Origin of the sequence: Streptomyces sp. 8L (assembly GCF_020176795.1) — a bacterium.
GTDB lineage: Bacteria > Actinomycetota > Actinomycetes > Streptomycetales > Streptomycetaceae > Streptomyces.
Genome location: NZ_JAIUKE010000042.1, coordinates 18,408 through 33,434 on the forward strand (window position 1 = coordinate 18,408; position 15,027 = coordinate 33,434).

Genomic DNA, 15,027 nt, shown 5'->3' on the forward strand with positions numbered 1-15,027 from the left:
ATGACGGCCGAGCGCGGTGACGACAACGACAACGGCACCAGCCCGCAGGGAATCCTGGCGCCCGTCCTGTCCGCCTTCTGGGACCAGCCCGAATCGTGGACCCTCGCCACATATCTGCGGCACGACGGCTACGAGGGCCTGAAGAAGGCGCTCGCGATGGAGCCCGACGACCTCATCGCCTATGTGAAGGAGTCCGGCCTGCGCGGCCGGGGCGGCGCCGGGTTCCCGACCGGCATGAAGTGGCAGTTCATCCCGCAGGGCGACGACAAGCCGCACTACCTCGTCGTCAACGCCGACGAGTCGGAGCCGGGGACCTGCAAGGACATCCCGCTGCTGTTCGCGAACCCGCACGCGCTGATCGAGGGCATCGTCATCGCCTGCTACGCGATCCGCTCCTCGCACGCGTTCATCTACCTGCGCGGCGAGACCGTCCCCGTCCTGCGGCGGCTGCACGAGGCGGTGCGCGAGGCGTACGAGGCCGGCTACCTCGGCACGAACGTCCTGGGCAGCGGCCTCGATCTGGAGGTCACCGTCCACGCGGGAGCCGGCGCGTACATCTGCGGCGAGGAGACCGCGCTGCTCGACTCGCTGGAGGGACGGCGCGGCCAGCCCAGACTGAGGCCGCCGTTTCCCGCGGTCGCCGGTCTGTACGCGTGCCCGACGGTGGTCAACAACGTCGAGTCGATCGCGTCGGTGCCGTCGATCCTCCAGCGCGGCAAGGAGTGGTTCAGGGGAATGGGCAGCGAGAAGTCCCCGGGCTTCACGCTCTACTCGCTCAGCGGCCATGTCACCAACCCCGGCCAGTACGAGGGCCCGCTCGGCATCACGCTGCGGCAGCTGCTCGACATGAGCGGCGGTATCCGCGCCGGGCACCGGCTGAAGTTCTGGACGCCGGGCGGCTCCTCGACACCGCTGCTGACGGACGAGCACCTGGACGTGCCGCTGGACTACGAGGGCGTCGGCGCGGCCGGCTCGATGCTCGGCACGAAGGCGCTCCAGTGCTTCGACGAGACGACCTGCGTGGTGCGGGCGGTCACCCGCTGGACGGAGTTCTACGCGCACGAGTCGTGCGGCAAGTGCACGCCGTGCCGTGAAGGGACTTACTGGCTCGTGCAGTTGCTCCGCGACATCGAGGACGGCAAGGGCGAGACGGCCGACCTCGACAAGCTCGCGGACATCGCGGACAACATCAACGGCAAGTCGTTCTGCGCGCTGGGTGACGGCGCCGCCTCGCCGATCTTCTCGTCGCTGAAGTACTTCCGCGACGAATACGAGCAGCACATCACGGACAAGGGCTGCCCCTTCGACCCCGCGCGGTCCACCGCGTGGGCCGACGGGCCGGCCGGAACCGGAAACCTGGAGGTGAAGGCATGACACTGACGACGGATGCTCCCTCCGGGTCCGGCGAGGCGGCCGTACCGCCCGAGGACCTGGTGTCGCTGACCATCGACGGCGTCCCGATCTCCGTCCCCAAGGGGACGCTGGTGATCAGGGCGGCGGAGATGCTCGGCATCGAGATCCCGCGCTTCTGCGACCATCCGCTGCTGGACCCGGCGGGCGCCTGCCGGCAGTGCATCGTGGAGGTCGAGGGACAGCGCAAGCCGATGGCGTCCTGCACGATCACCTGCACGGACGGCATGGTCGTCAAGTCGCAGGTGACGTCGCCCGTCGCGGAGAAGGCGCAGCGCGGCGTGATGGAGCTGCTGCTGATCAACCATCCGCTGGACTGCCCGGTCTGCGACAAGGGCGGCGAGTGCCCGCTCCAGAACCAGGCGATGCAGGTCGGCGACCCCGACACCCGCTTCGACGGCCACAAGCGGACGTACGCGAAGCCGGTGCCGATCTCCTCGCAGGTCCTGCTGGACCGCGAGCGGTGCGTGCTGTGCGCGCGCTGCACCCGCTTCTCCGAGCAGATCGCTGGCGACCCGATGATCGAGATGGTCGAGCGGGGCGCGCTCCAGCAGATCGGCACGGGCGAGGGCGACCCGTTCGAGTCGTACTTCTCCGGCAACACCATCCAGATCTGCCCGGTGGGCGCGCTGACGTCGGCGGCGTACCGGTTCCGCTCCCGCCCCTTCGACCTGGTGTCGTCGCCGAGCGTGTGCGAGCACTGCGCGGGCGGCTGCGCCACGCGTACGGACCACCGGCGCGGCAAGGTCATGCGGCGCCTCGCGGGCAACGACCCGGAGGTCAACGAGGAGTGGCTGTGCGACAAGGGCCGCTTCGCGTTCCGCTACGCACAGGCCAAGGACCGGCTCACCACCCCGCTCGTACGCAATGCGGCGGGCGTCCTCGAACCCGCTGGCTGGCCCGAGGCGCTGGCCGCCGCGGCGACCGGTCTCGCCGCGGCGCGCGGCCGGGCCGGTGTCCTGACGGGCGGCCGGCTGACGGTCGAGGACGCGTACGCCTACGCGAAGTTCGCGCGGGTCGCCCTGGGCACGAACGACATCGACTTCCGGGCGCGGGCGCACAGCACCGAGGAGGCGGACTTCCTCGCCTGGCACGTGGCGGGGCGGTCCGCGGGGGTCACGTACCGCTCGCTGGAGGCCGCGCCCGCCGTCCTGCTGGTGGGTCTCGAGGCGGAGGAGGAGGCACCCGGTGTCTTCCTGCGGCTGCGGAAGGCGTGGCGGAGGCACGGGCAGCGTACGTACGCGATCGCGCCGTTCGCGACGCGCGGCCTGACGAAGGCGGGCGGCACGCTGCTGCCCGCGGCGCCGGGCACCGAGACGGAGTGGCTGGACGCGCTCGCGTCGGGCACCGGCGTCGAGGGCGACGCGGCGGCGGCCGCCGAGGCGCTGCACGCGGACGGCGCGGTGATCGTGGTGGGCGAGCGGCTCGCCGCGGTGCCCGGCGGTCTGACGGCCGCGAACCGCGCGTCGGCCGCGACCGGCGCCCGGCTGGTGTGGGTCCCGCGCCGGGCGGGTGAGCGCGGCGCCGTCGAGGTCGGCGCGCTGCCCTCGCTGCTGCCCGGCGGCCGTCCCGCGACGGACCCGAGGGCGCGCGAGGAGACCGCGGCGGCCTGGGGCGTACGGGAACTGCCGCATCACTACGGGCGGGACACCGGCCAGATCATCGAGGCCGCGGCGGCCGGCGAGCTCCGGGCCCTGGTGGTCGCGGGCGTCGGCGTGGAGGACCTGCCGGACGCGGCGCTGGCGCGCCGGGCGCTCGACCGGGTCGGCTTCCTCGTCTCGTTCGAGCTGCGCCCCAGCGAGGTGAGCGAGCGGGCGGATGTGGTCTTCCCGGTCGCGGCGGCGGCCGAGAAGCCCGGCACGTTCCTCAACTGGGAGGGCAGGCCGCGGCCGTTCGAGGCCGCGCTGAAGCCCGAGCAGATGACGACGCGCCTCGCCCCGGCGGACGCGCGGGTGCTGCACATGCTCGCGGACGAGATGGACGTGGCCCTCGGGCTGCCCGATCTGCCGTCCGTACGGCGGGAGATCGACGCGCTCGGCCTCTGGAGCGGCCCGCGCGCGACGCCGCCGTTCGAGCCGTCGAAGCCGCTGCCGAGGCCCGGCGCGGGCGAGGCGATCCTCGCCGGGCACCGGCTGCTGCTGGACCGCGGCGCCCTCCAGGAGGGAGACGAGGCGCTCGCCGGCACGCGGCACGCGGCGGTGGCGCGGCTGTCGCCGGCGACGGCGGCGGAGACGGGCCTGGCCGACGGGGACGGGCTCACCGTCACCGGGCCCGGCGGCGCGGTGACGCTGCCGCTGGAGATCACCGGCGACCTGCCGGACCGGGTGGTGTGGCTGCCGCTGAACAGCACACCGGAGTCGACGGGCGCGGCGACGGGCACTCCGGTCGCGTCGCCCCGTCCGGCGCCACACCGCCGGCCGGCGCTCCCTCGGCCGATACGCCGCCGCCCGGCACGCCGCCGGGCGACGCTCCCTCGACGGACACTCCGGAGGCGCGGCGATGACCCCGACCATGACGCTGGCCACCGAGGACCTGTCGGTGTTCGGCACGGACCCGTGGTGGCTCGTCATCATCAAGGCGATCTTCTGCTTCGCCTTCCTGATGCTGACCGTCCTCTTCTCGATCGTCTGGGAGCGCAAGGTCGTCGCCTGGATGCAGCGGCGCGTCGGCCCCAACCGGCACGGGCCCTGGGGCATGCTCCAGTCCCTCGCCGACGGCATGAAGCTCATGCTCAAGGAAGACATCGTCGTCAAGCGGGCCGACAAGTTCGTGTACGTGCTGGCGCCGGTCGTCGGCGCGGTACCCGCCTTCATGGCGATCGCGGTGATCCCGTTCGGCCCCTCGGGCAACGAGATCTCGATCTTCGGTACGCGCACCACGATGCAGCTCACCGACCTGCCGATCGCGATGCTGTACGTGCTGGCCTGCGCGTCCGTCGGGATCTACGGCATCGTGCTGGCGGGCTGGTCGTCGGGTTCGACGTACCCGCTGCTGGGCGGCCTGCGCTCGTGCGCGCAGATGATCTCGTACGAGATCGCGATGGGCGCCGCGTTCGCCTCGGTGTTCCTCTACTCCGGTTCGATGTCGACGTCGGCGATCGTGGACGCCCAGAAGGACCGCTGGTTCATCATCCTGCTGCCGGTCTCGTTCATCATCTACATCGTCACGATGGTGGGGGAGACCAACCGGGCCCCGTTCGACATGCCGGAGTCCGAGGGCGACCTCGTCGGCGGCTTCAACACCGAGTACTCGTCCATCAAGTTCGCGATGTTCATGCTCGCCGAGTACGTGAACATGGTGACGGTCTCGGCCGTCTCGACGACGCTCTTCCTCGGCGGCTGGCGCGCCCCCTGGCCCATCTCGACGTTCTGGGAGGGCGCCAACCACGGCTGGTGGCCGATCCTCTGGTTCATCGTCAAGGTGCAGCTGCTGCTGTTCTTCTTCATCTGGCTGCGCGGCACGCTGCCCCGCGTCCGCTACGACCAGCTGATGAAACTCGGCTGGAAGGTCCTGATCCCCGTCTCGGTGGTCTGGCTGATGCTCGTGGCCACCGTGCGGGCCCTGCAGAACCGGCACTACGACTTCACGACGATCCTGCTGTACGTGGCGGGCGCGGTGGTCGCGATCCTGCTGATCTCCTTCGTGGCCGACCTGTTCAGAGGCCGGGACGGCCGGGCCGAGGAGGCCGCGCGACGGGAGGCGGGCCCACCGGACTTCGATCCGGCGGCGGGCGGCTTCCCGGTGCCGCCGCTGCCGGGCCAGACGCTGCCGCCCGTTCCGCGCAGGCGTCCGCGGCGGGTGCGTGAACTTATCGCCAGTGGCGTGTCCAACACAGCAGAGGCAGCGGAGAGCGACGGAAAGGAGGAGAGCGGTGTCTGACAACGACAGCCCGGGCGAGGTCGCCCGGGGCGGAGACCAGGGCGGTGCCTCGGGCGCGGCCCCGGCCGGGGGCGTGCCCCCGTTGCCGAAGAACCCGGTGTCCGGGTTCGGCGTGACCTTCTCCGCCATGTTCAAGAAGCGGCTCACCGAGCAGTACCCGGAGCAGGAGAAGGTGACGGCGCCGCGCTTCCACGGCCGGCACCAGCTCAACCGCCATCCGGACGGCCTGGAGAAGTGCATCGGCTGCGAGCTGTGCGCGTGGGCCTGCCCGGCCGACGCCATCTATGTGGAGGGCGCCGACAACACCGACGAGGAGCGGTATTCGCCGGGGGAGCGGTACGGCCGCGTCTACCAGATCAACTACGCGCGCTGCATCCTGTGCGGCCTGTGCATCGAGGCGTGCCCCACCCGGGCGCTCACCATGACCAACGACTTCGAGCTCGCCGACTCCTCCCGGCAGAACCTGATCTATACGAAGGACCAGCTGCTGGCGGGGCTCGGGGAGGAGATGGTCGACTCGCCGCACGCGATCTACCCCGGCATGGACGAGCAGGACTACTACCGGGGCAGGGTCACCCAGGCGGCGCCCGGCACGGTCCGGCAGGTGGCCTTCACCAAGGGCGAGCATCCCCAGGAGGGCGCCTCCGACTTCGGCGAGGACGAGCCCGCGTCGAAGAAGGTGATCGGCGGATGAGTTCCCCGGCGGACCTGACCGCACTGGCCGCCTCGGCGGCATACCAGACGTCGACCGGCGAGGCCGTGCAGTTCTGGATTCTCGGCGTCGTCGCGGTGTTCGGCGCGCTGGGCACGATCCTGATGCGCAGGGCCGTGCACAGCGCCCTCTGCCTGGCCGGGACGATGATCATCCTCGCGGTGTTCTACCTGGCCAACGGCGCCTACTTCCTCGGCATCGTGCAGATCGTCGTCTACACGGGCGCGATCATGATGCTGTTCCTGTTCGTGGTGATGCTCGTCGGTGTCACCGCGGCGGACTCCCTGAAGGAGACCATCAAGGGGCAGCGCTGGCTGGCCGCGCTGTGCGGGGTCGGCTTCGGCGTCCTGCTGATCGCGGGCATCGCCAACGCCTCGCTCCGCACGTGGAACGGCCTGGGCCACGCCAACGCGGCGGGCAACCCGCAGGGTCTCGCCGCGCTGATCTTCACCAAGTACGTGTTCGCCTTCGAGCTCACCGGCGCGCTGCTGATCACCTCGGCGGTCGGCGCCATGGTGCTCACGCACCGGGAGCGCATCGAGCGCGCCAAGTCGCAGCGCGAGCAGTCGGAGGAGCGGGTGCGCGCGGGCGTCCAGCTGCCGCCGCTGCCCGCCCCCGGCGTGTACGCCCGGCACAACGCGGTGGACATCGCGGGGCTGCTGCCCGACGGCACGCCCTCGGAGCTCACCGTCATCGGGACGCTCAGGGACCGCGGCCAGATCCGGGACGTGTCGCAGGACGCGCTCGCCGACCTGAAGGCGCTGGAACAGCGGTCGGAGACCCGGCTCGGCCGCGAGCGCGGCGAGGGCACGGGCCGGGAGCGCGCCGCGAACGGCACGGACCCGGACGCGCGTGAGGACCGCGAAGGACAGGACGAGACGGAGGGGGTCACGCGATGAATCCGGTCTACTACCTCTATCTGGCGTCGCTGCTGTTCACGATCGGCGCGGCGGGCGTCCTGATCCGGCGCAACGCCATCGTGGTGTTCATGTGCGTCGAGCTGATGCTGAACGCGTGCAACCTCGCGTTCGTCGCCTTCTCCCGCCTGCACGGCAATCTCGACGGCCAGATCATCGCGTTCTTCACGATGGTCGTCGCGGCGGCGGAGGTCGTCGTCGGCCTCGCCATCATCGTGTCCGTGTTCCGCGCCCGTCACTCGGCCTCGGTCGACGACGCCAGCCTGATGAAGCTCTGAGGGGTCGCTGAATCGTGGACACATTGATTGCGCTGCTGGTGGCGGCGCCTTTGCTGGGGGCCGCTGTCCTCCTGTGCGGCGGGCGCGCCCTGGACCGGGTGGGCCACTGGCTCGGTACGGTGCTCGCCGCCGCCTCGTTCGTCATCGGAGTGGTGCTCTTCGCGGACATGCTGGGCAAGGGGGCGGGGGACCGGGCCCTGCACCAGCACCTGTTCACCTGGGTGCCGGTCGCCGGGTTCAAGGCGGACATCGGCTTCCAGCTGGACCAGCTGTCGATGACGTTCGTCCTGCTGATCACCGGGGTCGGCACGCTCATCCACCTCTATTCGGTGGGGTACATGGCGCACGACGAGCGGCGCCGCCGGTTCTTCGGCTACCTCAACCTGTTCCTCGCGGCGATGCTGCTGCTCGTCCTCGCCGACAACTACCTCCTGCTGTACATGGGCTGGGAGGGCGTCGGGCTCGCGTCGTACCTGCTGATCGGGTTCTGGCAGGAGAAGCCGAGCGCGGCGACGGCGGCGAAGAAGGCGTTCCTCGTCAACCGCGTCGGCGACATGGGCCTGTCGATCGCGATCATGCTGATGTTCACCACGTTCGGCACGTTCTCGTTCGGGGGCGTGTTCGGCGCGGCGGGTGGCGCGACCGAGGGCAAGCTCACGGCCATCAGCCTGATGCTGCTCCTCGCGGCATGCGGCAAATCGGCCCAGGTGCCGCTGCAGTCCTGGCTCGGCGACGCGATGGAGGGTCCGACGCCGGTCTCGGCGCTGATCCACGCGGCGACGATGGTGACGGCCGGCGTCTACCTGATCACCCGCTCCTCGACCGTCTTCAACGGCGCGCCCACGGCCCAGCTGGTGGTGGTCGTGGTCGGCGCGGTCACGCTGATCTTCGGGGCGATCGTCGGTTGTGCGAAGGACGACATCAAGAAGTCCCTCGCCGGTTCGACGATGTCGCAGATCGGCTACATGATCCTCGCCGCCGGGCTCGGCCCGATCGGCTACGTCTTCGCGATCATGCACCTGGTGACGCACGGATTCTTCAAGGCCGGGCTGTTCCTGGGAGCCGGCTCGGTGATGCACGGCATGAACGACGAGGTCGACATGCGCAAGTACGGCGGCCTGCGGAAGTACATGCCGGTCACCTTCGTCACCTTCGGCCTCGGCTATCTCGCGATCATCGGCTTCCCGGGCCTGTCCGGCTTCTTCTCCAAGGACAAGATCATCGAGGCGGCCTTCGCCAAGGGCGGCACCGAGGGCTGGATTCTGGGCGCGGTCACGCTGCTTGGCGCCGCGATCACCGCGTACTACATGACGCGCATGATGCTGATGACGTTCTTCGGCGAGGAGCGGTGGCGGAAGACCGCGACCGCGTCGCCGGACGCGCCGGATGTGGAGCCCGCCGCCGAGGAGCGCGGCGAGCACGCGGAGCCCCATCCGCACGAGTCGCCCTTGACCATGACGATCCCCATGATCATCCTGGCGGTCGGCTCGGTCGGCGCCGGCGCGTTCTTCGGCATCGGCAACCGGTTCCTGCACTGGCTCGAACCCGTCACCGGGCACAGCGAGGGCCACTCGCCGGTGAGTTCGGGCGTCATCACCACCGCCACGATCGTGCTGCTGCTCGTCGGTGTCGGCATCGCGTACGTCCAGTACGGCAGGAAGCCGGTGCCCGCGCTGGCCCCGCGCGGCTCGCTGCTCACGCGGGCGGCCCGCCGCGACCTCCTCCAGGACGACTTCAACCACGTGGTCCTGGTGCGCGGCGGCGAGCACCTCACCCGCTCGCTGGTCTATGTCGACCACTCGCTGGTGGACGGGGTGGTCAACGGGACGGCTGCGTCGTTCGGCGGCCTCTCCGGGCGCCTGCGCAAGGTGCAGAACGGCTATGCGCGCTCCTACGCGCTCTCGATGTTCGGAGGTACGGCAGTGATCGTCGCCGCGACCCTGCTGATGAGGGCGGTGTGAGTGCGATGTCGTTCCCCTTTCTGACCGTCACGGCCGCGCTGCCCGCGGCCGGCGCGATCGTCACGGCCGCGGTGCCCGCCGCTCGGCGCACCGCCGCGAAGTGGACGGCGCTCCTCTTCTCGATCGCGACGCTCGTCCTCGCGGCGATCGTCCTGGTGAAGTTCGACCCGGGCGGCAAGGGCCCGTACCAGCTGACCGAGTCGCACACCTGGATCGCGGACTTCGGCGTCCGCTACGAACTGGGCGTGGACGGCATCGGGGTGGCGCTGCTCGCGCTGACCGCGCTGCTCATCCCGTTCGTGATCCTGGCGGGCTGGCACGACGCCGACCCTCTGGAAGAGGCTCAGCCGAACCGCAGGTGGCGGCCCACGCAGGGCTTCTTCGCGCTGATCCTGGCGGTTGAGGCGATGGTGGTCCTCTCCTTCGAGGCGACCGACGTCTTCCTCTTCTACCTGCTGTTCGAAGCCATGCTCATCCCGATGTACTTCCTCATCGGCGGCTTCGGGGACCGGGCGCACGCGGGCGGCGACGAGGCGGCGGCCACCCAGCGCTCGTACGCGGCGGTGAAGTTCCTCCTTTACAACCTCGTCGGCGGACTGATCATGCTGGCGGCGGTCATCGGCGTGTACGTGGTGGCGGGCACCTTCTCGCTCACGGAGATCGCGCACCTGCGCGCGACCGGCGGCCTGTCGATGTCGACGTCCACGGAGCGGTGGCTGTTCCTCGGCTTCTTCTTCGCCTTCGCGGTGAAGGCGCCCCTGTGGCCGGTGCACACCTGGCTGCCGAACGCGATGGGCGAGGCGACCGCGCCGGTCGCCGTGCTGATCACGGCGGTGGTCGACAAGGTCGGCACGTTCGCGATGCTCCGCTTCTGCCTCCAGCTGTTCCCCGGGGCCTCCAAGTGGGCGACGCCGGTGATCCTGGTGCTGGCGCTGATCAGCATCATCTACGGGGCACTGCTCGCGGTCGGCCAGCGGGACATCAAGCGCCTGATCGCGTACGCGTCGATCTCCCACTTCGGCTTCATCATCATGGGCATCTTCGCCATGACGAGCCAAGGCCAGTCCGGCGCGACGCTCTACATGGTCAACCACGGGATCTCGACGGCGGCGCTGATGCTGGTGGCCGGATTCCTGATCTCGCGGCGCGGCTCCCGGCTCATCTCCGACTACGGCGGAGTGCAGAAGGTCGCCCCGGTGCTCGCCGGCACGTTCCTGATCGGCGGCCTCGCCACGCTGTCACTGCCGGGCCTGTCGCCGTTCGTCAGTGAATTCCTGGTCCTCGTCGGCACGTTCAGCCGGTATCCGGTGATCGGGATCATCGCGACGATCGGCATCGTGCTGGCCGCGCTGTACGTCCTCGTCCTCTACCAGCGCACCATGACCGGGCCCGTGAAGGCGACGGTCCAGGGCATGTCGGACCTCAAGGTCCGGGAGCTGGTGGTGGTCGCGCCGCTGATCGCGCTGCTGATCTTCCTCGGCGTGTATCCGAAGCCGCTGACCGACATCGTGAACCCGGCGGTGCACCAGACCATGTCGCAGGTCCATCAGACCGATCCCAACCCCCAGTTGGAGGCGAAGCGATGAGCGCGCCAGCTGTCCACAGCCTGTGGACAACGACGGCGGCCGATTCGATCGGCACCATCCCGACGCCCCACATCGAGTACGGCCAGCTCTCGCCGGTGCTGATCGTCGCGGGTGTCGCGATGCTGGGCGTCCTCTTCGAGGCGTTCCTGCCGCGCAGGGCCCGTCACCTCGCCCAGGTGATCCTCGCCGTCGCGGGGCTCGCCGCCGCGTTCGCCGCCGTGGTGGCGCTCGCCGCCGACGGGTACGGCAGCGCCTCCAAGGCGCACATCGCCGCGCAGGGCGCCGTCGCGGTCGACGGGCCCGCGCTGTTCCTCCAGGGCACGATCCTGCTCACGGCGGTCGTCGCGGTGTTCACGTTCGCGGAGCGGCGGCTCGACACCGAGACCGGCGCGCACCGGATCGACTCGTTCGCGGCCGAGGCCGCGGCGGTGCCGGGCAGCGAGGCCGAGAAGGCCGCGACCCGGGCCGGGTTCACCACGACCGAGGTGTTCCCGCTGGTGATGTTCGCGGTGGCGGGCATGCTGGTGTTCCCCGCGGCGAACGACCTGCTGACGCTGTTCGTCGCGCTGGAGGTCTTCTCGCTGCCGCTGTACCTGCTGTGCGCGGTGGCCCGGCGCAAGCGCCTCATGTCGCAGGAGGCCGCGGTCAAGTACTTCCTGCTGGGCGCGTTCTCCTCGGCGTTCCTGCTGTTCGGGATCGCCCTGCTGTACGGGTACGCGGGCACGGTCACGTACGCCGGCATCGCCGACGTCGTGGACGGCACGGTGCGCACCGTCGATCCGGCGCTCGCCGGCACCATGGGCAATGACGCCCTGCTGCTGATCGGCGGCGGGATGCTGCTGATGGGGCTGCTGTTCAAGGTCGGCGCGGTGCCGTTCCACATGTGGACGCCCGACGTCTACCAGGGCGCGCCCACGCCGGTGACGGGCTTCATGGCGGCGGCCACGAAGGTCGCCGCGTTCGGCGCGCTGCTGCGGCTGCTGTACGTGGTGCTGCCGGGCCTGACCTGGGACTGGCGGCCGGTGATGTGGGGCGTCGCGATCATCACGATGATCGGTGGCGCGATCGTCGCCATCACGCAGACCGACATCAAGCGCCTGCTGGCGTACTCGTCGATCGCGCACGCGGGCTTCATCCTCGCCGGTGTGATCGCCGCGTCGCCCAACGGCATCTCGTCCGTGCTGTTCTACCTGGTCGCGTACTCCTTCGTGACGGTCGGCGCGTTCGCCGTCGTCACCCTGGTGCGCGACGCGGGCGGCGAGGCGACGCACCTGTCCAAGTGGGCCGGTCTCGGCCGCCGTTCACCGCTCGTGGCGGCGGTGTTCGCGGTCTTCCTGCTGGCGTTCGCGGGCATCCCGCTGACGTCGGGCTTCGCCGGCAAGTTCGCGGTCTTCAAGGCCGCGGCGGCCGGGGGCGCGGTGCCGCTGGTGATCGTCGGTGTGGTCTCGTCGGCGATCGCGGCGTTCTTCTACATCCGCGTCATCGTCCTGATGTTCTTCAGCGAGCCGAAGGCGGACGGCCCCACGGTCGCGGTCCCGTCCCCGCTGACGATGGTGACGATCGCTGTGGGCGTGGCGGTGGTCCTGGTCTTCGGGATCGCGCCGCAGTACTTCCTCGACCTGGCGAGCCAGGCGGGGACGTTCGCGCGCTGACGCCGGTACGGGCGCGGCCCGGCCCGGCCCCCCTCGTCCGGGGAGGGCCGGGCCGCGGTGTGTGCGCCGCTATGGAGCGATCGCCGTCAGGTCGAGGTCGACGGGGAACGGCACGGACGCCTTCAGCCGGTCGTGGAAGATCCCGGTGCTGGTGTAGACGCCGGTGGCGGGCTCCCGCTCGAAGACGTAGACCACCGCACGGCCGTCGTGGTTCTCCACGCGCCAGTAGTGCTGGATGGTGGCCCGCGCGTACTTCACCGGCTTCGTCTCCCGGTCGCGCGACAAGGATTCGGGCGAGACCACCTCGACGGCGAGGACGACGGACTCGGCGGGCAACCGCGTCAGGGCCGGGTCCTCGACCACATCGCCCCGCACGACGACGACATCGGGTTCGGGCCGGTTCTGGCGGTCGACGTCGATGGTGAACCGGGACACGACCGCCAGGTCGCGGGGGGACACGCTCCGCAACCCCTCGCTGAAGAAGCTCACCGCCCGGCTGTGGAACAGGCTCTGCGGCGCGGCGAAGACGAGGCTCCCGTCGATCAGTTCCGTGTGCGGGGGCAGGTTCGGCAGCCGGTCCAGGTCGTCGGCGCTCCAGCCGCCCAGGGGCGGTCTGGTCCACTGCGGCCCCTGGGCGCCGGCGGCGGTCGTCGGTTCGGTCTCGGCACTCATCGCTGCTCCATGGGACGGAGTCTGACGCGTGCACGAAGCGTGACGGCCGAAAACATGATCATGCTCGCACGAACGGATGGCGGCGCCGGGCCCCCTGTTGACACGCCGAGGGCTCAACGCCCGGCCGCCGACGGGCAGATGCGTCCCGTGACCTCGCCCAGGCCGACCTTCGTGCCGTCCGGGCCCGGTGCCCACGCGGTCAGGGTGATCTCGTCGCCGTCCTCCAGATACGCGCGCTTGCCCGTGGCCAGCTCCAGCGGCTCCGTGCCGTCCCAGGTCAGTTCGAGCAGGCAGCCGCGCTGGTCGGGCCCGGGGCCGCTGACGGTGCCCGAGCCGTACAGGTCGCCCGTACGCAGGGACGCGCCGTTCACCGTCAGATGGGCGAGCTGCTGCGCGGCGGTCCAGTACATGGTCGAGAACGGCGGGTGCGAGACCGCCTCGCCGTTGAGGCGGACCGTGAGGCGCAGGTCGAAGCCGCCCGGCTCGTCGTCGTCCGCGTCGTCCAGGTAGGGCAGCGGCCGTTCGTCGCGGGGCGGGGGCGCCACCCGGGCCGCGTCCAGGGCCTGGAGCGGCGTCACCCACGCCGAGACCGAGGTGGCGAACGACTTGGCGAGGAACGGACCGAGCGGCTGCGCCTCCCAGGCCTGGAGGTCGCGCGCGGACCAGTCGTTGAGCAGGCAGACCCCGAAGACATGGTCGCGGAAGGCGGCGAGCGGGACGGGTGTGGCCTGCGCGGAGGGCGCACCCACGATGAAGCCGACCTCCGCCTCGATGTCCAGCTTGGCGCTGGGCCCGAAGACCGGCGAGAGGTCCCCCGACTCTGTCAAAGGTTTGCGTTGGCCGGTCGGGCGTACGACATCGGTTCCCGACACCACGACCGTCCCGGCGCGGCCGTGGTAACCGACCGGCAGGTGCTTCCAGTTCGGGGTCAGGGCCTGGCCGCCCGGGCGCAGGATGGACCCGGCCCTGGTCGCGTGGTGCTCGCTGGAGTAGAAGTCGGCGTAGTCGGCGACCTCGTAGGGCAGGTGGAGCGTCACGGTCTCCAGCGGGTGCAGGAGCGGTTCGAGTGCCGCGCGGTGCGCGGGCACCGTCACCCAGGCGGTGAGCGCCCGCCTGACGTCCCGCCAGGCGGTGCGCCCCGCCGCCATCAGCGGTCCCAGGTCCGGGCGGTCGAGCAGCGCCTCGTAGGGGGAGCCGAGCGCCCGCGCGGCGGCCCCCGCGTCCAGGACGCGGTCGTGCAGGCGCACTCCGAGCCGGCGCCTGCCGGGCTCGTCCGCCGTGCTGAACACGCCGTAGGGCAGGTTGTGCGGTCCGAAGAGATCATCTCCGCCGTCGCTCGGCTCGGGCATGCGCGGCGCCTCGCTCTCTGTGTGGTCGGGGGCGCGGGACAGGCTACGGCGAGGTTCGTACCCACCGCGCGCCGATATACCGGCCCTGAACGGGTGGTGCGGTGCTCCGGCCGGATTTCGGCGGTCGTGGTGCGGTGCGGGGCCCGGATTCCGGGGCCGTGCGGCGGCGGCCGGGCCCCGAGCTGCGCCTTCCCGTCCAGCCGGGTCCCGTTGGGTTCTGACGCCGAGTCACAGAGGATGTTGCGCGCCGAAGTATAGATTTGACATAAACGCGTCGACATATTGCGCAGCTGTGTCGATGGGATTACGGTCCCCCTTGCCCGGACCGGCTTGTCCGGGCCGGCTCGCCCGTCCGATCCGCCTCCGATCCGCCTGCCGGTCCCTCCAGGACCGGCACGCGCTCGGCACCACGATCGCCCGGACCGCCTGCCCAGGACCGGCTCGTGCCCGCGCAGTTCCCTGTTCACCCCCGCTCAAGCTCCTCGCATCCCCCTCTGACCGTGGGGGGGGGGGGGGGGGGGGGGGGGGGGGGGGGGGGGGGCGGGGGGGGGGGCGGGGGGCGCGGGGCGGGGCCCCGCGCCCCCCCCGGGGGCCCGGGCCGGGGGGGCCCC

General features: G+C 71.0%; 10 protein-coding genes and 1 pseudogene. 9 read left to right on the plus strand and 2 right to left on the minus strand.

What is annotated here, in order from left to right:
• The 9 genes and pseudogenes from nuoF (at position 1) to nuoN (ending at position 12,395) form a co-directional block, all read left to right on the plus strand.
• On the plus strand, positions 1–1,374 hold the full coding sequence (gene nuoF, locus LCE31_RS05665) for an NADH-quinone oxidoreductase subunit NuoF (RefSeq protein WP_374118412.1): 1,374 nt from the start codon (positions 1–3) through the stop codon (positions 1,372–1,374).
• Positions 1,371–3,830: pseudogene (locus LCE31_RS05670) on the plus strand (NADH-quinone oxidoreductase subunit G); the annotation flags it as partial. The gene nuoF and the pseudogene LCE31_RS05670, both read left to right, overlap by 4 nt.
• 79 nt (positions 3,831–3,909) lie before the next feature.
• On the plus strand, positions 3,910–5,289 hold the full coding sequence (nuoH, locus tag LCE31_RS05675; RefSeq protein ID WP_225012863.1) for an NADH-quinone oxidoreductase subunit NuoH: 1,380 nt from the start codon (positions 3,910–3,912) through the stop codon (positions 5,287–5,289).
• Positions 5,290–5,362: 73 nt separating this feature from the next.
• Positions 5,363–5,983, plus strand: a complete 621-nt coding sequence (nuoI, locus tag LCE31_RS05680; RefSeq protein ID WP_225012880.1) for an NADH-quinone oxidoreductase subunit NuoI — start codon at positions 5,363–5,365, stop codon at positions 5,981–5,983.
• Positions 5,980–6,900, plus strand: coding sequence for an NADH-quinone oxidoreductase subunit J (locus LCE31_RS05685; RefSeq protein WP_225012864.1), 921 nt, complete (start codon positions 5,980–5,982; stop codon positions 6,898–6,900). Before nuoI ends, LCE31_RS05685 begins: the two co-directional genes overlap by 4 nt.
• A complete protein-coding gene (nuoK, locus tag LCE31_RS05690; protein ID WP_225012865.1) occupies positions 6,897–7,196 on the plus strand; it encodes an NADH-quinone oxidoreductase subunit NuoK in 300 nt (99 codons plus the stop codon). The genes LCE31_RS05685 and nuoK overlap by 4 nt, the downstream gene beginning before the upstream one ends.
• A 14-nt stretch (positions 7,197–7,210) precedes the next feature.
• A complete protein-coding gene (nuoL, locus tag LCE31_RS05695) occupies positions 7,211–9,157 on the plus strand; it encodes an NADH-quinone oxidoreductase subunit L (protein WP_225012866.1) in 1,947 nt (648 codons plus the stop codon).
• Between the two features lie 5 nt (positions 9,158–9,162).
• Positions 9,163–10,743 (plus strand): NADH-quinone oxidoreductase subunit M, encoded by a 1,581-nt coding sequence (locus LCE31_RS05700; protein WP_225012881.1) that lies wholly within the window; start codon positions 9,163–9,165, stop codon positions 10,741–10,743.
• Positions 10,740–12,395 (plus strand): NADH-quinone oxidoreductase subunit NuoN, encoded by a 1,656-nt coding sequence (gene nuoN, locus LCE31_RS05705; RefSeq protein WP_225012867.1) that lies wholly within the window; start codon positions 10,740–10,742, stop codon positions 12,393–12,395. The genes LCE31_RS05700 and nuoN overlap by 4 nt, the downstream gene beginning before the upstream one ends.
• 69 nt (positions 12,396–12,464) lie before the next feature.
• Here the strand turns inward: nuoN and LCE31_RS05710 are convergent, their stop codons facing one another.
• Together LCE31_RS05710 and fahA are read right to left on the minus strand one after the other, a co-directional pair.
• Entirely contained in the window at positions 12,465–13,067 is a 603-nt protein-coding gene (locus LCE31_RS05710; protein WP_225012868.1) for a Uma2 family endonuclease, read from the minus strand.
• A 113-nt stretch (positions 13,068–13,180) separates the two neighbouring features.
• The gene (gene fahA / locus LCE31_RS05715; RefSeq protein ID WP_225012869.1) at positions 13,181–14,416 is read right to left on the minus strand and encodes a fumarylacetoacetase; all 1,236 of its coding nucleotides are present in this window, start codon (positions 14,414–14,416) and stop codon (positions 13,181–13,183) included.
• Between the last annotated feature and the right edge of the window lie 611 nt (positions 14,417–15,027).